We start from the raw sequence: 23,685 nt of genomic DNA on the forward strand, positions 1-23,685 counted from the left end.
CCAATATTGGAATTGTGCTTTGGGAATAGCCATTTGTTTTGCATATTCACTTTGAGACATTACTTTTGGGGAATAGCCTTGAATAACATTTAATTTGATATCACTTGTATATTTGCTCATATAAAAACTGCACCTCCAATTGTTAGGTAGTGTCTAACAATTGGGGTGCAGTTCACAAGATAGAGCGGCTTTCGATTCATATTATTCTTTTGCTTTTAGATCTTCAATAGAATCAATTTCCATGTATGTTGGAACAACTAATCCTAATTTAGCACCTTCTAAATTAGGTCCTAAGTCAACAACATCTTCTTCATATTTTTCGTAGAATGAACCGTGTGTCTCTGGTAACCATGGCGCAACAGAAGCATCAGCATCATTTTCAGCCACTGCTTGGAACATAACTACAGGGTCTACAGGTGTATCTTTTACTGTATAGCCTATGCTTGTTAACACTTCTGAAACTACAGCTGTAGAAGAACGTTCTGTGTCCCAAGGAGTTGATACTAATTCAATTTCAACACCATCTACTTCTTCTACTCCTTCTGTCCATTCTGATACTCGATCTTGATTATCTTCTATCCATTTGCTAGCAGCATCTTCAAAACTCATATCTTCTTCTTGTGTCATTAACATTACAGATTCCATATCTTCTACTTCCCAATAAAAACGATCTAACACTGTATATGCTTCTGGCATATCTTCTTCTAATCCTAAACGTGTAATTGTATTAATATTTTCTGCTTCACCAAATGAACCTTTTGGATCTTCTAAAAACTTCAAATCATACTTTGCAAACTTAAAATGTGGTGTCCATCCTGTAATAACAATTGGTTCTTCATTGTTGATCGCATCTTCTAAAGATGTTAACATCGCTGCCGTCGAACTTTCGTTTAAAGTATAGCCGTCTAGATTAGGATAATCTTCTAATGCATCTCCAGCCAAACTTGTAATCCCTGCACCCGGCTCTATACCTGTTAATGTGTATTCAATTGCTTTACCTACATCTTCAGACCCAGCGTCTTCACTTTCGTCATTTTCATCTGATCCACAAGCTGCTATGATCCCTAACGTTAATATTATTATTCCCAATAGGATAAAAGATTTAAAATTTTTCGACATCTTTCATTCTCCCTTCTAGATTTTAAATATATTTTTGTCTAAAATGCTAATTTTAAAATAAATTAATTTATTTTATGAAAAAGCTACCTTTATTTATCGTAAAGGTAGCTTTCATTTAGCTTAATAGATCATGGTAATTACTCTACACCACTAGTCCACTCATCTACTTTATCTTGATTGTTTTCAATCCAGTTAGCTGCTGCATCTTCAGGAGAAGTGCCATTTTGGATTTCGAGCATTACTGATTCAATATCTTCAGCTGCCCAATTGAAATTATCTAAAATTTGATAAGCTACAGGGCTATCCTCTTCAAATCCTTCGCGAACCATTGTTTCGATTGTCTCAGCTTCACCAAATGAACCTTCTGGATCCTCTAAATACTTAAGTTCATATTTACTGAATTTCCAGTGAGGTGACCAACCTGTTACAACGATTGGCTCTTCATTTTTCACTGCCTCACCTAATGTTGTTGCCATTGCTCCACTAGAAGATGTTTCAACAGTAAAACCATCTAAACCATAATCTTCAACAGACTTTTCTGCAGCTTGAACCACACCTGCGCCTGGTTCAATACCAGTGATTGTACCATCTAACTCATCTACAGCACCTTTAAGATCACCAATTGTAGAGATATCCATATATTCTGGAACAACTAAACCAATTTTTGCTCCTTCTAGGTTTGGACCTAATTGTACTAATTGATCTTTATACTCTTCGTATAATTCACCATGTGTTGCAGGTAACCAAGCTGCTACCATTCCATCAGCATCACCAGTAGCAACAGATTGCCACATTACTGCGTTGTCTAATGGAGTAACTGTTACATCATATCCTTGCTCTTCTAAAACTTGAGCAATAACGTTAGTAGAAGCTACCTCAGTATCCCACTCTACATAAACTAACTCAATTTCTTTATTTCCTAAATTTGAATCTGCTGTATCTTCTCCGTTGTTATCATCTGATGCAGTGTCATCTCCACCACCACAAGCAGCTAATACAAGTGATAGCATAAGTACTAACACTAAACCTACATGTTTCCATGTTAATTTAAACATAATAACTAAAACTCCCCTTTTCTTAAAATTTATTCTATATGGTTAACTTTTCAAAATGAAAAGTGTCCAACTAATATCATTCCGCTTTTCCTTTATTCAAGTTTTGTGTAAAGCGGTCAATAATTATTGCTAAAATAACAATACCCATACCTGCTACAAATCCAGTACCTACTTGGGCACGTTGCAATGCAGATAATACATCTCTTCCAAGACCAGGTGCACCGATCATTGATGCAATAACTACCATAGAAAGTGATAGCATAACTGTCTGGTTAATTCCGGCCATGATTGTGCTTTTGGCCATTGGTAATTCTACTTTAAACAACTTCTGAGAACCTGTACTACCAAATGCTTCTGATGCTTCAACTAATTCTTCTGAAACTTGTCTAATTCCTAAGTTTGTAAAACGAACAGTTGGCGGCGTTGCAAAAATTAGTGATGCGAAAATCCCTGGTACCATACCGATACTAAAGAATGCTACTGCAGGAATCAAATATACGAATGCAGGCATCGTCTGCATAAAGTCTAAAATTGGAGTTATAATTGTTTCTGCTGTTTTACTCTTGGACATTAGAATTCCAAAAGGTACACCAATAATAACAGACAACAAACTAGCTATAAGTACTAAAGCAAAAGTGTTCATCAATTGTTCCCATAAGCCTTGATTATAAATTAACCATAAGCCCACAACTGAGAATGCAGCTAATCCAAATTTTTTCCCTGTTACAAAAAATGCTAAAACAGCTACTAAAATAATAACAATAATAGCTGGAACTTCTGCCAATTTATCAGCAAAAAACTCCATAAAATCGCCAAACTGATTCTTTATTGGTTCAAATAAAAATGAAAAGGTGTCAGTAATTGTAGCTGTAAGGTCACTGACCCATTGTGCTATTGGTATTTCCGGCATAAAATCAAGCATCTGCTTCAACCTCACTTTCTCCAGCCAATGCTGCGATTACTGCACCACGTACAATAATGCCTTGTAATTTATTATCTTCAACAACTGCAACTGGTACAGGAGTGTCATGAATAATATCAAAAATTTCTTGCATTGGTTTTTCTCTTTCTACTGTAGGAACGTCCGTTTTTAAAATTTCATTTAGGTCACGAATTTCCTTCTTTCGTGCTTCTGATGCATCATCAGCAGTCACATAACCCTTCAAGTTACGCTTTCCATCAATTACATAAATACTGGATAATCCTTCTTCACGCATACGTTCTAAAGCAACACGTGGTCCATGCTTCTCTATGTTTACTGTTTCTGGACGTTTCATAATATGTTCTGCAGTTAATACTTTTGAGCGATCCACATCTTCAACAAATTTTTCTACATAATCGTTTGCAGGATTAACTAAGATTTCCTCTGGTGTACCAATTTGTACAATAGAACCATCTTTCATCAATGCGATTCGGTCACCAATACGAAGTGCTTCATCCAAATCGTGTGTAATAAAGACAATTGTTTTTTTCATTTTGTCTTGCAAGTCCATTAATTCATCTTGCATGTCTTTACGTATTAATGGATCTAATGCAGAGAAAGCCTCATCCATTAATAGTACTTCAGGATCGTTCGCTAGTGCACGAGCTAGTCCAACACGCTGCTGCATACCACCAGATAACTGGCCTGGATATTGATTAATGTAATTACCAAGTCCAACTAATTCCAATGCTTCTTTTGCTTTTTTCGAACGTTCATCTTTATCGATTCCTTGAATCTCCAAACCAAATTCAGCATTTTCCAATATCGTACGGAAAGGAAATAAAGCGAACTTTTGAAAGACCATACTCAATTTTTCTCTTCTTACACGTCGAAGGTTATCCTTATTCATTGTTGCTAGATTTTCTCCACCAACAAGTACACTACCTTCTGTAGGTTCAATCAATCGGTTAATTAAACGAACTAGAGTAGATTTACCACTACCCGATAGTCCCATAATCACAAAAACTTCTCCTTGTTCTACTTCAAAGGAGACACGGTTAACACCTACTGTGTCACCTGTTTTTTTCAATATTTCTTCTTTTTTCATACCTTGATCTAAGAGCTTTAATGATTCTTTTGTATTTTTCCCAAATACTTTAGATAAGCCCTCTACTTTAATTACAGGCATGCTTCTCACCCCTCTAACTTTCTTTGTCGACATTAACATATAACAATACCCGTTTTGATTATTTTCTAAACAATTATCTCAATTCAAATAGATATTCATTACTGTTTTACGCTCAAAAATTGCTACTTTAATACTATACCCTTTTTTCATTATATAATTCAAACGATAAAAACGATTAATTATGGGTAAATTATACGTACAGTTTAAACTGTACGTACTTAATGCAACTTATTCTTTATTTTACTTCTAAATACTCTATATTTTGTATAGATACCTAATTTCCTTTTTCTACAAAAATAGTGTACCCTTTAAACCACATCTTCATTTCATTAGGAGGAGAAAATGGTTACAAACAATAATGAAACGATGCAGCAAAATATCTTTTATACCTTCTCAAAAACAATAGAATTTTTCAGTATATCACCTGCCGAGGCACAACTATTTGCTATGCTTTATTTAAAAGAATATCCCATGACATTGGATGAAATGGGCCAAGCTCTAGGTAAAAGTAAAACAGCTATAGGCACTAGTATTCGAACATTATCAGAATTAAATTTAGTTAGACGTGTATGGAAAAAAGGAATTCGAAAAGATTTATATGAAACCCATCATGACTTATATAGTAAATTTATGAAGACATATATTAATAATTGGATCAGTCATACAAATAATCAGAAGGCATTACTTAGTGATGTTTATGAACAAATGAACAGAACTAACCTTTCAGAAGAGGAAACACAACTTCTAAATAAACTTACTTCTATAATTGAATTTCATCAATCCATCATTGATACATTTACTACAATTGATCCAAAAAAAAATTAGCTATAACACCACACACATCAAGGCTTTAACTAGTTTGATGTGTGTTTTTTAAACTTTTTTATAAAACCTATTGATTTTTCCAGTAAATCGTACTATAGTCATTGAAGGATATTGACCAACATAACAATGTAGAGTAGGGAGGAATCAATGATGAATTGTTGGAAAACAGTTAATTTAGAAAGAGAAGTGGGTATAAACAGAATTTATATTTTCTCTTTTTTAAACGGATTTTTATCATTTATCTTTTTGTTTATTCCGTTTTCTATTTTTCATCAAACAAGTAACATGAAAGACCATGGTATCTTCCCTTTCATTGTTAGTTTGATTTTATTACCTTTTGCTCATAAATTATTTCATTATGTACCGCTTTTGTTAACGAATCGTTCATTTAAAATAAAATGGCGCATTAATAAAAGAAAGTTTCCTATGATATCCATTTTGTCAACAGCAAAGATGTCAAAGTTAACATCAATCATTTCATTATTATCGCCAACTTTATTTATTACATTACCTTGCTTAATTGCGAGCTATCTGTTTCCTAATTATTTTGCGTATTTTCTTATATATGCTTCCATAAACATTGGATTATCTTCAACTGATTATATATATATGATTCGCTTTCTACGAGCACCGAAAAAATGCATTGTGGAAAACGATGGCTCAAGCTATGACATTCTTATTGTAAAATAAGAGGTATCTTTCGATTAAGATACCTCTTTTTTTCATATTAAATACTATTCAAACCATTAATTTTTTGATAAGGTTATTTAAGAAGTTAAGGAGGCATATATATGACATTATTTTTTATTCCTTTTGCATTACTTACCTTATTTATATTTAACTCGCTTACCTATCGCTTATGTGCACAAACAGAAATGTCTCAAGAGAAGCAACCAAACGTGTTTCGAACAATAAATATTTTAATCACAATTTTATTACTCTCATCCTATGTTGAAATTTTTTACACATAATCCGAATCTCTTATGTAAAGCATAAAAGTAACCTACATAAACAATTACTAAAGTAGGTTACTATATGCTTTATTATTTTATAACCATGAAGCGCCAACAATGATTAACAAAATAAACAATACAACTATTAACGCAAACCCTCCACCATATGTTTGGCCCACGTGACACACCCCCTCCTTAATACCTAATTACATCATATGCAATTGTTAGTAAATCGACATAGCATACTCGCCCAAAAATATGTAAAAAGTAAGGAATTTAAATATGGACTGTTTATTTATCTTCAAAATGTGTTATATTGACTCAAGAGCAATTCATTTTGTTGTTAAATTTTAGCTTAAAGAGTAGGAGTGTAATAGAATGAAAAAACTAGTAATGGCAGCAACAATCGCAGCAGGAGTACTTACGTTATCCGCATGTTCATCAGGAGATTCAGAAGCCGTAGTGGAAACTAAATCTGGTAACGTTTCAAAAGAAGATTTTTATAATGAGTTAAAAGCATCTAATGGTGAAGCTATCTTGAAGCAATTAGTGACTGAAACAATTTTAAATGACAAGTATGAAGTTTCAGATAAAGAAATTGATCAACAAATTGAAACGTTTAAGGGACAATATGGTGATCAATGGGATACAATTCTTCAACAGAGTGGTTATGCAAGTGAAGATGATTTCCGTGATGATTTAAAGACACAATTGTTGCAACAAAAAGCAATCATTGAAGATGTTGAAGTGACAGACGAAGAAATCAAAACACGTTATGAAAGAATGCAATCAGAAGTAAAAGCTAGTCATATTTTAGTAAGTGATGAAGAAACTGCTAAAGATATTAAAAAGCAACTAGATGATGGAGCAGACTTTGCAAAGCTAGCGGAAGAAAAATCAATTGATACGCAATCAGCTCAAAATGGTGGAGACCTGGGATACTTCACTGCTGGTGATATGGTTCCTGAATTTGAGGCAGCTGCTTACGAATTAGAAAAAGGAAAAATTAGTGAGCCTGTTAAAACAGCTAATGGTTGGCACATTATAAAAGTAGCTGACAAACGTGAAACGGAAGAAAAAGTTGAACCTTTAGAAGACATTAGAGAAAAAATCAAAGAAGAAATTGCTCTGGGCAAGGTTGACAATACAGTAGCTCAAGAAAAATTAAACAAACTTTACGAAGAAGCAGATATTGATGTAAAGATTGATGAGTTTGAAGATATGTTTGAAACAGAAGACAAAGAAGATAAAGAAGATAAAGAAGATAAATAATCTAACTGACTACATTGGCTTTTTAGCCAATGTAGTTTTTTCTATTCAGTCATTGTAAATTGCGTTACAATTATAGAAAATAGACGAACTTTGAATGGAGTGCAAGGTATGACAAAACAGAGCCATTATTTTTATAAATTTATTCCAATTTCATATCAACTTGAAGATGATAACGCAGAGTATCTCTTCAATCACTTTCCCTCTCCAACTTTACCAGATGGTGATCATTTCTTTTCTATTCAGGATAAAGAAAAAGGCGAGTCAATTAATGAATTGTTACTTTTAAACGATAGTGAAATCCGATTAACAAAAACAAATAAGCAATTTTTAAAAATGTCGTTTAGCAATAACTCAGGTATGATCCAAGCAAAGATGTGGGATAACAATGGTAATATAAGTGAGGTAGAACAGATGCTTCAACAGCATAGCATCTTTCATGTACAAGGAATTGTAGATGATTTTAAAGGAAATAAATCTATTACTGTTAATTACTTAAAACCTGAAAAAGATCAAATTAGTCCTTTTTCTCTTATGCCTTACACAAATCAAGATATGCAAGAGCTTAAACTCGAGTTGTTTTCGTATCTATTTGAACTAAAAGAACCCTTTCAATCCATTTGTTTACAAGCAATGGAGGAACTTTGGCAAGACTTCTCCATTGCCCCTGCAGCTAAAGGCTATCATCATAATTACTTAGGCGGACTATTGAAACATACCGTTGGTTTAATGCGATTTGCTCGATACATTCTCAAAACAGAGGATCATCCTATTCAAGCAATTATAAAGCTAATTAGCGTCGTTGAAAAAGCTTACAAGAATGAACTGTATCAATCCTTTCAGCATGCCTCTACCTCTAATCTGGTATGGAATGACACGATTGATCACTTGTATAAAATGCTTAATGGATTAAAGGAGTTTCAAGAAAATGAACCCAACTATGACCTTTTAATAGCTAGTATTTTATTTCACGATATTGGAAAATTATGCGAGTATGACTTTGTTGGAAGATCTAATAAAGCTTTTGAATTACTTTACCCTACCGCCCAGTTATCAGATTATAATGCTAGAACACAAGCTGGAATTACAATGGATCCATTAGGTGTAATGATCGGGCATATTCCATATGGTGTTTTATTATTAAACAAAATAATAGAACTAAAAAACATCGACATCTCTCTTATAACGATACATCAAATGAGTCATTGCATTCTTTGTCATCACGGCCTTCCTGAATGGGGTGCAGCTGTTAAGAAGCCACAATCTTTTGAAGGATACTTAATTCATATTGTCGACTATTTAGATAGTCGATATGAAAATACTGAAACAATAAAGTAAAGCTACAACCAATAAAAAATCCCTCTACTTTTGTAAAGAGGGATTTTTGTTATTTATCATGTTTTGGAATATACTTAAATATTTCTCCGGTTTCTACAACTTGAATGAAGCGCATGAGCCAGCGATAATAATTTTGCGCATATCTTAATTTATCGATATCATTATTAATCTTTATCACTAATGCTTCATCCGTTGTCTCTTCTTGGATTAATTTCAATTCTTGAATCGCTTCTTCTGCCTCTTCGATATTTGTCTCTGTGTGGTGTCTCCAGCGGTTACCAAACAAAGAAGTAAATGACTTATACCAATCTTCTTCCGATTGATATAAATCTTTACGTACTCCCTTTTTGAATGAGGGCTCTACCATTTTAATTTCTGATAGGGCGCGTACGCCGGTAGACATACTAGTTTTGCTCATTTCTAGAGCATCACGCATATTATCCAAAGTCATAGGACCGTCATTAAAATAAAGTGTTCCATATAGTCTACCTACAGAGGGTGTAATACCATAAAGATTCATATTTTTGGCTATAACTTGTATAAACTTATCAACAACTTCTTCATAAGATTCCCATTCTTCGGTGCTTTTTTCATTCATTATCATTCAACCCTCCCATTACAATCTATTCTTGTAACAAGGTATATTTGTTGTCCAATTATTAGTGCTTTCATTTAGATTCATCTTCTACTTTCCCCCAACTAATAAAACGTAAACGTGACATCCCTTTTCAAAGCAATAAATAGCTATATTTCAAAATATCTTAAGACATTTTACCATTATTGCTAAAAGAATGCTATTGGATTTCATCAAATCCTGTGTATTCTTACATTTTTGTTATCTAAACAGTAGGAAGGAATATTCTCTTTCGTAAACCAAATGATCTGACTAGTATTAGCTAACTCACTTAATGCAGTTAGGATATTACGTAATCTTGTAGCATCAAAATGAACAAATGCATCATCAACAAAGAAAGGCATATTATGATGTCGTTTAATAAACATACTCATACCAATTCGTAAAGAAATATAAAGTTGATCTCTCGTCCCTTGAGATAATTCATGTACTTCAAATTGAATGCCATATTTATCTTCAGTTAACAACTCCCCCTTTTGATCGTCAAACAATACACGAAGATAGTTACCTGAAGTTAGTTGATTAAAGTATGCTGTTGTATGGGACAAAACGGTTGGCAAATAATGATCATAATAAATGTGTTTCGTTGCTTCAATTTTATTTTTTGCTAGTTGATAAATCGCCCATTGTTTTGTCTGCTGTTGCAATTCATTTTGCAATTGATAGTATCTATGCTTTTCATCGAGTAAGACTTGTGATGTCTCTAATTGCTTAATCGATATTTTTAGATCAGAAACGTTCTGTTGCACTTGTTGAATACGCTGTTCATTTTCATCGAAAGCATCGTTTGTTGTTTCATATTTAGCTATGATTTCAGATTTCACCACTTGTTCACCTTGATCAATTTGGCTCCAATCATCTTTAGAAAGTAAGAGGTTAAGTTGATTTTGATATGCTTTATATTCTTTATATAATAAATCAAAATCCTTTTTTTGCTGACCTTTTTTGAAAAAAGACTCCTCATCGCTAACATTTGCTAGTTCCAATAATGTTTTGATTTTATTTTGTAGCGGAACTATTTTTGCTTGTCGTTCCTCTAATTGATTTTTTAATTGATATAGATTCTTTTCTTTATCTTCTTTTTTGTGTACGAGTAAATTAGTCTTATCTATAGCTTGGCGAAGATTGTTTTTGATCATTTCAATCGTGTCTGAAATATCTGCAGATTCACTAGCTTGCTTATGATACGTTTGCTTTATATCATCTTCTAAATCATCCAACTGTTGTTTCAATAAAGTAATTTGATCACTTAAACTAATATATTTTTTCATTTGATTCAATAAAGCTTCTAAGTGATGATAAAGCTTAGGCCATTGTTCAACAGCAATCCCTTTAAGTACAGGAAACTTCTCTATCTGCTCATTTATTTTTTGCTTTAATAACTGCTGTCTTTGTGAATGGAATTTTTTCGTTTCCTCTAATTGGAGTCGATTTTTCTTTATTTCTTTCATTTCTTTTGTCACAGCTTCCTTTTGTTCGTTCCATGTTTCTTGATCGCGAAGCAGCTGTTTTCTCTCCGATAGCGCTTCATCTGTTAAAACACGGCTATGTTTATTTATAGGCACTTCCATTAAAAACCGATTCATTGACTTTATTGATTGATGCATATTCCATCGCACAAAGATAACTAACAATAAGAACGATCCAGCGATAATAAACCACATTTGCTCTTCTAGAATTAGAGCTAAAAATCCTATCATCGCAGTTAAAGCTACGCCTATGATACTAATTAAGTTAGCTGTTCGTTTTTTCTGATGCGAAAAATCTTTCACCGTGTTCCTTTGAGATTCAATTCCAGATACTTGTTCTTGTTGCCGAATCACTTCCTCTTCTTTTTCAATAGATTGCTTTAAGTGATCTAACTCTGCAGGAGGAAGTAACTGTTCACCAATTTTTGTTTGTTCTACCAATAAATCTTGATACCTTCCATCTTTCACTTGTAGCTCATGATCTGTTTTTGTAATAGCTTGATAAAGCTCTTGACGTTCTTCCTTTAATTGAATCCAATTTTCTTCTGTACCAAATGGTAAAGATAGTTCTTGTAAATCCTCGAAGTTTAAATTTAATTGTAATTGATTGATAACATGATTTATTTCTTGCTCTTGTTGTTTTTTCTCCTTATACTTGCTTGTTAAATCTTGTTTGTATTGCTTCCAGCGTATCGTATCACTTAAAGTATCTTCTATGGCTTTTTTCTCTTCTACTGTTAACAAGTCTTTATTTATCTTTTTTAAATCTGTTGTTTCTTTTTCTATTTTTACTTGAAGCATATTTATTTCACTCTGCAAAGGATATAAAAGATAGTTCAGTTGTTCTAAACGCTCCAATCCTTGCTCCGGAAATTCTAATTTATCTGGGTAGTTTTCTAGTTCTTGTTTAATTGTCTGAAAAGAAGCAATGACATCATATTGCTGCATCATTTGTTTGTTTCTCTGTAGCTCTAGTTGTAATGCTTGCTGCCTCTCATATAATTGGTCTAACTCGCGCTTTTCTTTTTCAATTTCGTATTGTTTTTCCTTATATCGTGTTGCATCTTGCTCTAATTTGCTTAAAGTTTCTTGCTTCTCTGCTAACGCATCCATTAATTGATTAATTTTCGGTTTCTTTCCTTGTGGTTTAAAATAATCCTGCAATTGCTGTTCTAACCATTTTTCTGTTAAATAAATTTGATCTGTTCCAGTCATACCAACGCCTAGTAATACTTCTCCAATATCTTGTTGTTTCATCTGATGTAATCGTGAGAGCATTGTGGCGTCAAAAGAAAATATTGATAAAAACGTATCTTTATTTATTCCGGATAGCTTATGGTTTAACCAATCCTCATCATGTGTCACGCCATCTGCCGTATAACAAATGGCTTCTCCTTTATTTCGATCATGCATGCGCTCAATGGTAAACGCAAAATCTTCTTCTGTTTTTACAGAAATCCTTCCTCCTAATTTACCACCTTTTTTAGGAAGGTATACTTTTCGTTCTCTTGGCGGCATTCCAAACAGAATAAATAAAATAAATTGTCTTAACGTTGACTTTCCCGCTTCGTTCTCACCAGATAGAATAATGAAAGATTGATCGGAAAAGTCAAATTGTTTGTTCTCCCACTTACCAAAACCATATATTTCGACATGTTGAATTTTCATAGATTCTGCTTCCTTGTTAATTGATATAGTAGTATATTTTCGGCCGATTCAAGCAAATCAGCTTTTTCTTCTTTGGATAAATCAGCCAAATACTTTCTCGCTTTTGGATGTTTCCACAATGGATTTATCGCTTGATCTACTTCTTCACTACTTTCTTGTAACTGTAACACCTGTGCCAAAAAGTGATCACCATCTTGATAGTCTTCTTTCCGAATAAAGCCATGCCCTTTTAGATCAATCGATTGAATCCAAATCCAGTCTTTTTTGTCCATCATTTTTTCATTAATAAAATCGATAATATCAGCTAACATGCCTTCATAATAAAATGATGCTACTTCTTTTGTGTAATACTCAAGATTTACCCAAACAAAACTCTTCCCCTTCGTACCAAGTTGTTGTATTCTTTTAAAAATTGCTTGTTCTATAGCTTGGATACTAGATATTTCGCTTACATTGATCGTAAGCTGCTCAAATCGAATAGACTGTAATGGCATAAATGTTAACTGAGCACTAGCTTTGTCTAATTCCACATAATAGCAGCCTTTTTCACCTGTCTCTTTCTTTGATCTCCCTTGGATATTACCAGGATAAATAATCGGAGGTGATTCTTTCAGGTGTTGTCGTTTATGTATATGTCCAAGCGCCCAATAATCGAAATCTTTATCTATTAACTGTTGTAATCTGAACGGCGCATATGTGTCATGCTCTGGTTGTTGCTCGACACTACCATGGAGCATGCCGATGTGATAAGGCGTTTCTGTTGTTTTTTTAAATAATGATGTTTTATTTTCATAAACTGCTTGATTTTGATAACTAAAGCCATAAATCGTTGCTAATGGTTGGTTATTCTTTTTAAACACATGTGTGGTTACCTCTTCTTCTTTAAATAAATGAACATTAGCAGGATAAGCTATGTTAACGAAATCACGTTGGATATAATCATGGTTACCAAAGGACACGTATACAGAAATATTATGTTCATTCAGTTGCTCACAGGCATGTAAAAATTGCATTTGTGCATATACACTTTGTGTCGTCTGATCAAATACATCCCCAACCATTAAAACAAAGTCAACTTGCTTTGTTTTCGCAACTTCTACAAGACTTTTTAAAGCTTTAAACGTGCTTTGCTTTACCTCTTTAAATAAGGCTTGTGGTAAATGATCTAATCCTTTAAATGGGCTATCTATATGTAAATCTGCACAATGGATAAAGCGAAGCTGTTCCATTTTCAAAAAACTCCTTCCAATATAGGAATGTTAATTATATTCTATCAAAGAACAAAGGCGAATGCACGTTCGTTCAATGACCTTTTAAGACTTATATATATAAAAACAGAGTCTGGACTCTAAATAGGCCCTGACTCTGTTCTTCATAATATTATTCTTTTTTAGATAATTGGATTGCTTGTTTGAAATCTTTTAGTGAAGAAGATCGGCCATACATAAGCACTCCACCACGATACACACGTGCACCAATTACAGCGAAAATAAGGATAGTAACGATCATAATCCCAATTCCTAATCCAACTTCCCAAAATGGCACGTCTAACATTCCAACACGTAAGAACATAACCATTGGCGTAAAGAACGGAATATATGAGGTAATCGTAATAAAACTGCTATCCGGCGCATTCAGTCCAAAGATAGATACCATAAATGCAATGATGATTAAAAGAATCACTGGCATCATAATTTGTTGCACATCCTCCATCCGACTAACCAATGAACCGAGCATTGCAGAAAGGGTTGCATATAACAAATAGCCTAACAAGAAAAAGACAATCGCATACACGAATGTAGAAATCGCAATATCTGATAATCCGAAAAACTCAAACATACCGCCAACTAACTCATCTTGTTTTTGTTTTATTAATACATAGCCAGCAATAATGAATATCGCGATTTGCGTTAAACCAAGTAATGCAATACCAATTATCTTCGCAAACATCTGACTAACCGGAGAAGAGCTAGAGATTAATATTTCCATCACACGAGAAGATTTTTCGTTTGCTATGTCCATCGCTATCATATTTCCATATGTTAAAACGGTCATATATAACAAGAATAACATTGCATAAACAAGTCCTCTTGCACCACTTAACTCTTCCTCTGTTTTTGCTGTGGAACCGTCTGCGCTCTCAATAGGTACCATATCAAATGTAACTGGGGAATAAATTGATTCTATAACTGCTTGATCTACTCCTGCTTGATTTGTTGCCATTGCTATTTTTATTTGTTGTAATTGATTTTCAAGTATGTTTGAAACAGATGTATTTGACGGTTGATCTGTGTGATACGACCCCACAGGCAAGTTCTCTTCATTGAAACTAACCTGCAACACACCTATATATTCGCCATTATTTATCATTTCCTCTGCTTCTTCTAATGACCCATCAACTGATTCTAAAACAAAGCTAGAATCCATTTGATCCGTACTTTTAGATAAAGTAGGATAGATTGAATCTGTTTCATCAATGACTCCTACAATATCAGGTTCATTATCTCCGTCGAATAACCCAACAATCGATTGAATATTAGCTATACCTATAATAAATAGCAAGAAAATACCTGTCGTTATAAGAAATGATTTCGATTTAAATCTTGTCCAATATGTGTGTGCTAAAACAATCCAAAATTTATTCATAGGATTCACCTGCCTTCTCAATGAAGATGTCGTTTAGTGAAGGTTCCTCCAATTCAAATCGACGAACAAAACCTTTCCCTTGAATTGCTTTTAATACTTCCTGAGAAATTGCTTCGCTTTCAATTTGAAGCTTACATCCTTCTGTAAATGTTTTATACGAAACAACCCCTGGAATGTCTTTTAAAAAGTCTAGATCAAAATCTGCATGGATAAATAAATTTTTCTTACCGAATGAACGTTTTATTTCTGTTAAACCGCCATGTACTATTGGTTTCCCATGCTGCATAATACATAAGTGCTCACACAATTCTTCTACGTGATCCATTTGATGTGAGGAAAACACAATGGATGTACCAGATTCTTTTAAATCCTTCACTGCATCTTTTAGCATTTCTACATTTACCGGATCTAACCCTGAAAAAGGTTCATCTAGAATGAGCAGCTTTGGCTTATGAATGACAGCAGAAATAAATTGAATTTTTTGTTGGTTCCCTTTAGATAATTCTTCAATTTTCTTATCTAGATACTCTGGTACTTTGAACCGTTCCAGCCAGATTTTAAGTTCTGCTAAAATGTCATTTTTTTTCATCCCTCTCAATCGACCGAGATAAACAATTTGTTCACTGACTTTCAGCTTTGGATATAAACCTCTCTCTTCTGGTAAATAACCAATTTGATCACTTTTACTATAATCAATGGTTTCTCCGTTCCAGCTAATTTTTCCATCTGTGGCGTCAATTAATCCTAAGATCATTCGGAAAGTGGTTGTTTTGCCTGCACCATTCGCACCAAGAAATCCAAAGATCTGTTTTTCTGGTATCTCTATGGACAGATTATTGACAGCCGTAAATGAACCGAATTGTTTTGTCACCTGTTCTAACCTTAAAGTCATCTACTCTACTCCCTTCTTTATCACATACATTATTATATACGTCACTAAGTTAAGATAGTTTCAAATATTCTATCATTTTTAAGCATACCAAGAAATGAGGAAATATGTAATAGCAGATTTAAATTGTTTATTCCATTATATAATCAAAAATCTCGCTAAATTAGCGAGATTTTTGATTATATACTATTCTTGTTCTTGCTCTTCCACACCATATAATTCTTCAAGTGGTTTCGTAATAATTCTGCTGATGTCATTAATCAACACATTCAAACGTTGCTCTTCTTCCATAAGCTTAGAGATTTGTTCGTGTTGTTGTACTGTTTCAACAACCTTACGCGCTTGTTCAACTTCTTCTTCCGTAATTTCTAATCCTTGCATTTGCTTTTGCTGTAATTCGATTTGCGTATTACGGAAATCATCAAACATTTTCTTTGCAATGTCATCTGCCATTACTGTGTCATATGCAGCCTTTAAAGCTTGAAATTCATCACTATTTCGAATTGCTTTCTCTAAGTCATACGCGCTATCATAAATATTTGCCATTAAAAAATCCTCCTAAAGTTATAGCTTTCTTACCCATACACTATATCAAACATGATTTAATTATCCAACCATTAGATTTGCAATTCGTAAAATGCAACTAATTATTTTACAGATGATTTGTTATAATGGAAAGAAAACTAGAGGAGTCATTACATGATAAAGAAATTACAGGAAATCTTTCCTTCTCTCATACATGGTACAAGCATCGATCCAATGAACAAAAAAAACTACCAATGGTTTCTTACAGCAAACGATGAGATTATTGGTATTAAAGCAGAAGAAATCACATCTAAAGAAGATGCTATTTTAACAGCATTTCTTACCCCTTATCACGGCTTACAAATACCCAGTACAGAATTAGAGAGAATGTGGAGTGATCTTCTTTTTGCTGGAAAAGATTCGAATTTGATAGAAACAACTGAATCTTATCGTTTTATCTTTTTTTCCTTATCTGAGGAACCTAACGATATATCAACTTTTCATGAAGCGATTCATGGATTGTTCCCTAATCAAGTCCCGATATTATGGGTAACATCATTAGAAGGAGTAATTATTCAAGAATCAAGACCAATCTTGGATGATGACATTTCTTTTTCAGAAATTATTGATGTCTTTAGTAGCGATTTTTATCTAGATCTCCAATTATTTATTAGTCCGTTCTTCACAGCAGTCAATCGCGCACCGAAATACTATTCGTGGTTGAAGAAAGCTTATCAATTGATTAAAAAACAAAACAAAAAATCTGTAATATCTTACGTTAGCGCTATTCCTCATCTAGTAATGGAAGGGAACAATATAAAAGAATATCCTTTATTAATTGAAACAATCTTACAAGACACTAGTCAGGATGAAGCTTTACTTGATACAATCCAAGTTTTTCTAGAATGCAATTCAAATGTTACACTTGCCGCTAAAAAAATGTACATGCATCGAAATAGTCTGCAATATCGAATTGATAAATTTATTGAGAAGACAAATATTGATGTGAAGCAGTTTGAAGGCGCACTATGTGTATATTTAGTACTTCTACTAAGAAGGACATGTGAATAGCTTATGGAAGCGTGCACAAATTCTATGATTATTTTTGTGCACGCTTACTATATATTAAATAGCAATTATTACGTACAATGAAATTATATTTAAAACGTTTTCAAAAAAGCAGGAGGGTTATGCATGGCTGAATTAACTTTAAAACATATTGATAAGGTATATGACAAGGGAGCAATGAAAGCAGTTGATGACTTCAACCTTGATATTGCTGATAAAGAATTTATTGTATTTGTAGGTCCATCTGGTTGCGGTAAGTCAACTACATTACGTATGATTGCTGGTCTAGAGGAAATCACTGCAGGTGAATTCTATATTGATGATAAGCTAATGAACGATGTTGCTCCAAAAGACCGTGATATCGCAATGGTATTCCAAAACTATGCACTTTATCCTCACATGAACGTATATGATAACATGGCATTTGGTTTAAAGCTGCGTAAGTTTAAGAAAGATGAAATTGATCGTCGAGTGCAAAACGCTGCAAAAATTCTTGGACTAGAAGCATATTTAGATCGTAAACCAAAAGCATTATCAGGTGGTCAGCGTCAACGTGTGGCATTAGGCCGTGCGATTGTGCGTGATGCAAAGGTATTCTTAATGGATGAACCTTTATCTAACCTTGACGCTAAGCTACGTGTACAAATGCGTGCTGAAATTCAAAAGTTACACAAACGTCTTCAAACAACAACGATTTACGTTACTCATGACCAAACAGAAGCAATGACGATGGCAACTCGTCTCGTTGTTATGAAGGATGGTATCATTCAACAAGTAGGTGCTCCTAAAGAGGTATACGATAAACCAAACAATATTTTTGTTGGTGGGTTTATTGGATCACCTGCAATGAACTTCTTTAGTGGCACATTAGAAGAAGGTAAGTTCCGTGTATCAGAAGAGCAAGCAATTGACGTTCCTGAAGGTAAGATGAAGATCCTTCGTGAACAAGGGTATATTGGAAAAGATCTCGTTCTTGGCGTTCGTCCAGAAGATATGCATGATGAGCCAGTATTTATCGATGCAAATCCAGGATCAACTATTACTGCAAGTATTGAAGTTGCTGAATTAATGGGTTCTGAGTCTTACCTATACTCTAAACTTGCTGATCAAGATTTTGTTGCTCGTGTTGACTCACGCACAGATATCAGTGGTGGAGAAAGCATTAAACTAGCTCTTGATATGCACAAATCTCATTTCTTCGATAAAGAAACAGAAGAAAGAATAAAATAATTTAGTATTTTAAAAGAAGCGGGCTCCCCTCCGCTTCTTTTTTTACCTAATATATTGCTCCTCTAACGCAACTTGTAAGTAAGAATTACAAGTTGAACATCTTAAAAGATGAAGGCAGAGATGTTCATTTTTTGAATAAATATCGCCATCAACTAATTTTAATGAATCATCATCCATATATGGTGAATAGTCGCCAAATTGATTTGTTACCTTTCCTTCTTCTATCATCTCGCCTCCACAATGCTTACAATCTGATGTAATTGATTCCATTCCATTACAAACCAAACATACATACATCCTGGATAACCTCCTTTCATGTAAGAGATATAAGCACACCTATTACAAAAGAGGCACTCGGAATCGGTGCCTCTTTAACCATTTCATATATTATTGTTGTGAACCAAACTGTTGCTCGGCTTGTTTAACTAAACGTTTTGTAATTTCTCCACCTACAGAGCCATTTGCTCGTGCTGTTTCACTTGCACCAAGTGACACTCCAAATTCTTGTGCAATCTCATATTTCATTTGATCTAAAGCTTGTTCAATACCAGGAACTAGTAATTGATTTGATCGAGTTTGATCTGCCATCCTTTACTCACCTCCTACAAACCTTAGTGTGAGCAAAAAATGAAAGTTTATAAATTAAATAGGTGGAAAAACATCCTTAATTATCCGTAGGACCGAGCATATTCATTGGATTGACCAATTGATCGTACGCCTTTTCGCTGAGTATATTTAAAGATACAGCTGCTTGTTTTAATGTTGTGTTTTCTTGATAAGCTTTTTTCGCTATACTTGCAGCTTTCTCATAACCGATATGAGGGTTAAGTGCTGTAACGAGCATTAGAGACTGCTCTAAATATTGATTCATTTTTGTTTCGTTTGGTCGAATCCCTTTTATACATCTTTGGTCAAAAGATGCAATACTGTCGGCTAAAAGTTGAATAGACTGTAATAGGTTATAAATAATGACTGGTTTATATACATTTAATTGAAAATTCCCCTGACTAGCAGCAATCCCAATCGTCGTATCATTTCCCATTACCTGTGCAGCCACCATAGTAATTGCCTCTGTTTGTGTTGGATTTACTTTACCTGGCATAATGGATGACCCTGGCTCATTTGCCGGAATCGTAATTTCACCAAATCCTGCTCTCGGACCGCTTGCTAACCAACGAATATCATTTGCAATTTTCATTAGGTTAGCCGCAAGACTTTTTAATGCACCATGCGTGTGTACAATTGCATCATGGCTTGTCAATGCATGAAATTTATTTGGTGCGGAGGTAAACACACCATTTGTATGCTTTGAAATTTGATCACATACACGTTGTCCAAAATCACGATGCGCATTTAAGCCAGTACCTACAGCCGTTCCACCAATCGCAAGTTCTCGTAAATACCGGTAGCTGTCTTTAATCATTTTTTCTGATTGAGTAATCATTTCTAACCAACCACTAATCTCTTGTGAAAAGGTGACCGGTGTTGCATCTTGTAAATGTGTTCTCCCAATTTTAATAATATGCTGAAATTCTTCTATTTTATTTTGTAAGGTTTCTTTCATTTCATTTACTGCTGGAAATAAATGCTCTTCAATCGAAACTACAGCGGCAATATGCATTGCTGTAGGAAAGGTATCATTAGAGCTTTGTGATTGATTAACATCGTCATTAGGATGAAGTATGGTCTCACTCTCTTGTTCTTTTAACCATTGATTTCCGACATATGCAATCACTTCATTCATATTCATATTTGTTTGCGTTCCACTACCTGTTTGCCAGACGACTAATGGAAAGTGATCATTCATTTTACCAGCAATAATTTGGTCTGAAGCATACTGAATAGCTAACATTTTGTCTTTTTCTAACTGACCAAGCTCATGATTAACCTCCGCTGCACTTCGTTTTAAAATTGCAAAAGCTTGAATCAGTTGTTCTGGCATAATTTCTGTTCCAATAGGGAAGTTCTCTATGCTGCGTTGTGTTTGCGCTCCCCAATACTTTGATTCTTCTACTCGTATTTCACCAATAGTATCCTTCTCTATCCGATAAGACATTGATTTGACTCCTTTAAATATAATTTATCTCATTCTATTGTAGCTTCTTTTTCTTTTAAAAACTAGAAAAAATCCTTTTCCGCTATATCGCGAAAAAGGATTATTGTCTTATTCATAATCATAACCAAAGTATTCTTCCAATGTAATATCTTTTTGATAAATCGTTTGTGCTACCTCATGCCCGACATAGCGAATATGCCATGGCTCATAACTATATCCAGTAATATCTTCTTTTCCCTTTGGATAACGAATAATAAATCCAAATTCATGGGCATGTTCAGCTAACCATCCACCCGCATCTGTCTGACTAAAAGATTCTTCTAATAATGTTGATACAGTTTCCGTCGCAGATGCCACATCCATCGTTAAACCTGTTTGGTGTTCACTTGTTCCAGGCTTAGCTGAATACTTATCTGCATGGTCCTGGCCTTTTGTATCCACAATGCTAGAGTAAATACTCTCTTGTCTTTCATACGAGCGATAGCCAGAAACAGCAACAAGACCAATGCCATTGTTTTGAGCTTCTGCAAACAGTTCCTCTAATGCATCAGCTGCACTTTTTTGTAGTTGTCGTTTCGGATTCCCTTCTTTTGAGAAATGAGGTACATCTGGAACTGTTAAGTTAGGTGGAACATATCCTGTCGGTAACTTTCTTTGCTTGTTGACATACACTAATTCACTTTCTGGATTGTCAACTACATGTAAACCTGTTTCTTCCTCTATTTTAGCTATATGCTTATTCGTTTCCTCTTCTTTATTATTTTTAGAATCATCTAATTCATCTTTAGTTGGTTGATCCGCTTCTTGTTGTTTGTTTGCATGATCTTCAGCCTGCTGATTATCCTCTTGCTGACAAGCTGTTAAGAACAACCCTATCAAGCATGCGAAAACAATAAAAAATTTCTTCATATTAAAATCCTCTCACCTTTACATTCTAATTCTAACTACATTTCACTATAACATAAAATTTCTATCAAGGAGCTATAAAAATAAGGGAATATTATCCTTTTGGGACATTGGGGACTGACCCCAATGTCCCATTTCACACAAAAAAATCCCTCGTCAATATGACAAGGGATATAGCTTATTTTAAAATTCGTATGCATAGGCTTGATAACTTTTACTTAACTCTTGAAAAGCAGTCTCATCTTGATTGTCAATCGCTTGATTAATACGCTGTTCTAAATTTGATTTATTCCATTTTACAACTAATTCATCCAAAAGCAGTTGTGATGCAAGCTTAATCTCAAAAGAAATTTCTTTTTTCGCTTTGATTGGTGAATGTTTTAACACAGCATACCTTTCTAAACAATAATTGACTTTTTGCTTTTTCATGGAACACGCCTCCTTGTTCCTTTTTTCTATTATCTAAGATTTTTAGCTCGAATGCAATAGTTACGCATACAATTTTCAGAATATTAATTAAATAAACGAAATTAAGCTGCCTTTCGATGTATTTTATTAATAGAAAGGAACACTGCTAACAAGCCAACCAAACTAAAAACTGCTACCATCCACCAAACATTGTATTTCATTAATATTGCTGTCGCTGGGGGACCAAGGGCAACACCAATATATCTTGCTGAACTATATAAGCAAGTAGTTGTTCCTCTCACTTCTTTTTCGATTGATTGTGTAATGATGGCATCCAAACAAGGTAATCCAATGCCAATTCCAACTCCTCCAATGACAAAAACAGTTAACGTATAAATAAAATAGCTTGAAAAGCCGATAGCAATAGTTGAGCAACACATCATAAATAACCCAATAATAATAATTTTTCGCATTATTTTTATATCTGATTTAATCTTCCTACCTGTAAGATAGGATGATAAACACAGCGCTGCAAGTGGTACAGCTAAGTAAAAACCTTTTTTTATACCCTCAATCTGGTAGTTATCCTCTAACACAGTAGAAAGGTAAAAAAGAACACCAAACAAGACAAACATTAAAGCAGCACCAATAATAAATACTGCAATTAACCATGTTCCATGCTCAACAAACGTATTTTTAGTATTTTTCCAATAGCATTGTATCGAAAATGGCGGGTCTTTTTTATTAGGTTTTTTTACAAGAAAAAAAACGAGAACCGCTGACAAGATACAAAAGATCGGTATCATCCAAAATGGCAGAAACCAAATTACACTTGCTAAAGCAGCACCAAAAATAGGACTAAGTACTTTTCCTAATGTATTTGCAGTTTCTATTATTCCTAATGTGGAACTAACATCTTCATCCCGTTCAAACATATCTCCAACTAAAGGCAACACAATAGGTGCAGTACCAGAAACACCAATACCTTGTAAAACACGCCCCACTAAAATAATGACATAAGGTGACTGCATCTTCCAAGCAGCATAGCCAGAGATAAAACCACCAAGTCCAGCGATGAGTAACGATGGGATAATAACAACTTTTCTTCCATATCGGTCAGACAGAAAACCTGCCAAAGGAATAAGAAAAATTGCAACAATCGAATAAAAAGTAATAATATAGCTTGATTGAACAGCTGTAATATTAATTTTCTTTTCCATTAATGGTAATACGGGAATTAGCATTGAATTACCTAAAGTCATAATTAATGGGACAGATGCTAGAGAAACAATTGCCCACCTTTTGTCATATACGCTTTTATCCTTTTGATCAAGCTGATTATACAATCCTTATCGCCTTCTTCCATAGATACTACACCCTATTATGCTTTATTCATCTCAAATTAATGTATTTCTTTATTATTATTAGGTACGCTAGAAATGTTTGACAAAGCAAACAACCTTTCTTTATCACAATTGATGTTGCTTAGTGAAGTATTGTTTCTCTAGACTCAACC

24 protein-coding genes are annotated in these 23,685 nt (G+C 34.0%); 7 read left to right on the forward strand and 17 right to left on the reverse strand.

All coding sequences use genetic code 11. From position 1 onward, the window contains the following. Positions 1–201: 201 nt before the first annotated feature. From HP569_RS09035 to HP569_RS09050, 4 genes are all read right to left on the reverse strand, one after another. Entirely contained in the window at positions 202–1,119 is a 918-nt protein-coding gene (locus tag HP569_RS09035; protein ID WP_182200854.1) for a glycine betaine ABC transporter substrate-binding protein, read from the reverse strand. 137 nt (positions 1,120–1,256) lie between these two features. Then, positions 1,257–2,174 carry a glycine betaine ABC transporter substrate-binding protein gene (locus tag HP569_RS09040; RefSeq protein WP_182200855.1) on the reverse strand — a complete coding sequence of 306 codons (918 nt, stop codon included), beginning with the start codon at positions 2,172–2,174 and terminating at the stop codon, positions 1,257–1,259. Between the two features lie 76 nt (positions 2,175–2,250). Continuing rightward, entirely contained in the window at positions 2,251–3,096 is an 846-nt protein-coding gene (locus tag HP569_RS09045; protein ID WP_182200947.1) for an ABC transporter permease, read from the reverse strand. Next, positions 3,089–4,285, reverse strand: a complete 1,197-nt coding sequence (locus tag HP569_RS09050) for a quaternary amine ABC transporter ATP-binding protein (RefSeq protein ID WP_182200856.1) — start codon at positions 4,283–4,285, stop codon at positions 3,089–3,091. The genes HP569_RS09045 and HP569_RS09050 overlap by 8 nt, the downstream gene beginning before the upstream one ends. A gap of 342 nt (positions 4,286–4,627) precedes the next feature. On the opposite strand from HP569_RS09050, the gene HP569_RS09055 reads away from it, so the two are divergent. The 3 genes from HP569_RS09055 (at position 4,628) to HP569_RS09065 (ending at position 6,081) form a co-directional block, all read left to right on the forward strand. Further along, positions 4,628–5,110: a GbsR/MarR family transcriptional regulator gene (locus HP569_RS09055; protein WP_182200857.1), complete on the forward strand. Its 483-nt coding sequence runs from the start codon at positions 4,628–4,630 to the stop codon at positions 5,108–5,110. Positions 5,111–5,260: 150 nt separating this feature from the next. Next, on the forward strand, positions 5,261–5,800 hold the full coding sequence (locus HP569_RS09060) for a DUF3267 domain-containing protein (RefSeq protein ID WP_246367050.1): 540 nt from the start codon (positions 5,261–5,263) through the stop codon (positions 5,798–5,800). A 101-nt stretch (positions 5,801–5,901) separates the two neighbouring features. Further along, complete coding sequence (locus HP569_RS09065; RefSeq protein ID WP_182200859.1) at positions 5,902–6,081, forward strand: hypothetical protein; 180 nt, start codon at positions 5,902–5,904, stop codon at positions 6,079–6,081. Positions 6,082–6,158: 77 nt separating this feature from the next. Here HP569_RS09065 and HP569_RS09070 read toward each other — a convergent pair whose 3' ends face one another. Then, positions 6,159–6,242, reverse strand: coding sequence for a YjcZ family sporulation protein (locus HP569_RS09070; RefSeq protein ID WP_182200948.1), 84 nt, complete (start codon positions 6,240–6,242; stop codon positions 6,159–6,161). A 199-nt stretch (positions 6,243–6,441) separates the two neighbouring features. On the opposite strand from HP569_RS09070, the gene HP569_RS09075 reads away from it, so the two are divergent. Beyond that, the gene (locus HP569_RS09075; protein ID WP_182200860.1) at positions 6,442–7,335 is read left to right on the forward strand and encodes a peptidylprolyl isomerase; all 894 of its coding nucleotides are present in this window, start codon (positions 6,442–6,444) and stop codon (positions 7,333–7,335) included. Positions 7,336–7,443: 108 nt separating this feature from the next. Further along, positions 7,444–8,670, forward strand: a complete 1,227-nt coding sequence (locus HP569_RS09080; protein WP_182200861.1) for an HD domain-containing protein — start codon at positions 7,444–7,446, stop codon at positions 8,668–8,670. A gap of 49 nt (positions 8,671–8,719) precedes the next feature. On the opposite strand, the gene HP569_RS09085 is transcribed toward HP569_RS09080, so the two are convergent. The 6 genes from HP569_RS09085 to HP569_RS09110 all read right to left on the reverse strand — a co-directional run bounded on the left by HP569_RS09085 (position 8,720) and on the right by HP569_RS09110 (position 16,522). Then, a complete protein-coding gene (locus tag HP569_RS09085; protein ID WP_182200862.1) occupies positions 8,720–9,268 on the reverse strand; it encodes a GbsR/MarR family transcriptional regulator in 549 nt (182 codons plus the stop codon). Positions 9,269–9,477: 209 nt separating this feature from the next. Further along, positions 9,478–12,441 carry an ATP-binding protein gene (locus HP569_RS09090; protein WP_182200863.1) on the reverse strand — a complete coding sequence of 988 codons (2,964 nt, stop codon included), beginning with the start codon at positions 12,439–12,441 and terminating at the stop codon, positions 9,478–9,480. Then, on the reverse strand, positions 12,438–13,670 hold the full coding sequence (locus HP569_RS09095; RefSeq protein WP_182200864.1) for a metallophosphoesterase family protein: 1,233 nt from the start codon (positions 13,668–13,670) through the stop codon (positions 12,438–12,440). The genes HP569_RS09090 and HP569_RS09095 overlap by 4 nt, the downstream gene beginning before the upstream one ends. Positions 13,671–13,821: 151 nt before the next feature. Next, positions 13,822–15,087: an ABC transporter permease gene (locus HP569_RS09100; protein WP_182200865.1), complete on the reverse strand. Its 1,266-nt coding sequence runs from the start codon at positions 15,085–15,087 to the stop codon at positions 13,822–13,824. Beyond that, positions 15,080–15,979 (reverse strand): ABC transporter ATP-binding protein, encoded by a 900-nt coding sequence (locus HP569_RS09105; protein ID WP_182200866.1) that lies wholly within the window; start codon positions 15,977–15,979, stop codon positions 15,080–15,082. The genes HP569_RS09100 and HP569_RS09105 overlap by 8 nt, the downstream gene beginning before the upstream one ends. A 183-nt stretch (positions 15,980–16,162) precedes the next feature. Beyond that, positions 16,163–16,522: a YlbF/YmcA family competence regulator gene (locus HP569_RS09110; protein ID WP_182200867.1), complete on the reverse strand. Its 360-nt coding sequence runs from the start codon at positions 16,520–16,522 to the stop codon at positions 16,163–16,165. A 153-nt stretch (positions 16,523–16,675) separates the two neighbouring features. Between HP569_RS09110 and HP569_RS09115 the strand changes: the two genes are divergently transcribed. Continuing rightward, positions 16,676–17,572: a PucR family transcriptional regulator gene (locus HP569_RS09115; protein WP_182200868.1), complete on the forward strand. Its 897-nt coding sequence runs from the start codon at positions 16,676–16,678 to the stop codon at positions 17,570–17,572. A gap of 123 nt (positions 17,573–17,695) precedes the next feature. Beyond that, the gene (locus HP569_RS09120; RefSeq protein WP_182200869.1) at positions 17,696–18,799 is read left to right on the forward strand and encodes an ABC transporter ATP-binding protein; all 1,104 of its coding nucleotides are present in this window, start codon (positions 17,696–17,698) and stop codon (positions 18,797–18,799) included. Positions 18,800–18,841: 42 nt separating this feature from the next. Here HP569_RS09120 and HP569_RS09125 read toward each other — a convergent pair whose 3' ends face one another. From HP569_RS09125 to HP569_RS09150, 6 genes are all read right to left on the reverse strand, one after another. Next, positions 18,842–19,096, reverse strand: coding sequence for a hypothetical protein (locus HP569_RS09125; RefSeq protein ID WP_246367054.1), 255 nt, complete (start codon positions 19,094–19,096; stop codon positions 18,842–18,844). Positions 19,097–19,186: 90 nt separating this feature from the next. Beyond that, on the reverse strand, positions 19,187–19,387 hold the full coding sequence (locus HP569_RS09130) for an alpha/beta-type small acid-soluble spore protein (RefSeq protein ID WP_182200870.1): 201 nt from the start codon (positions 19,385–19,387) through the stop codon (positions 19,187–19,189). A 76-nt stretch (positions 19,388–19,463) separates the two neighbouring features. Continuing rightward, entirely contained in the window at positions 19,464–20,855 is a 1,392-nt protein-coding gene (fumC, locus tag HP569_RS09135) for a class II fumarate hydratase (protein WP_182200871.1), read from the reverse strand. A 108-nt stretch (positions 20,856–20,963) separates the two neighbouring features. Further along, positions 20,964–21,764, reverse strand: coding sequence for a M15 family metallopeptidase (locus HP569_RS09140; RefSeq protein ID WP_182200872.1), 801 nt, complete (start codon positions 21,762–21,764; stop codon positions 20,964–20,966). Positions 21,765–21,944: 180 nt separating this feature from the next. Beyond that, positions 21,945–22,190 (reverse strand): IDEAL domain-containing protein, encoded by a 246-nt coding sequence (locus HP569_RS09145; RefSeq protein ID WP_182200873.1) that lies wholly within the window; start codon positions 22,188–22,190, stop codon positions 21,945–21,947. 101 nt (positions 22,191–22,291) lie between these two features. Next, the gene (locus tag HP569_RS09150; protein ID WP_246367056.1) at positions 22,292–23,515 is read right to left on the reverse strand and encodes an MFS transporter; all 1,224 of its coding nucleotides are present in this window, start codon (positions 23,513–23,515) and stop codon (positions 22,292–22,294) included. Positions 23,516–23,685 lie beyond the last annotated feature (170 nt).

This window comes from Paraliobacillus salinarum, from assembly GCF_014083865.1.
Classification (GTDB): Bacteria; Bacillota; Bacilli; order Bacillales; family Amphibacillaceae; genus Paraliobacillus; species Paraliobacillus salinarum.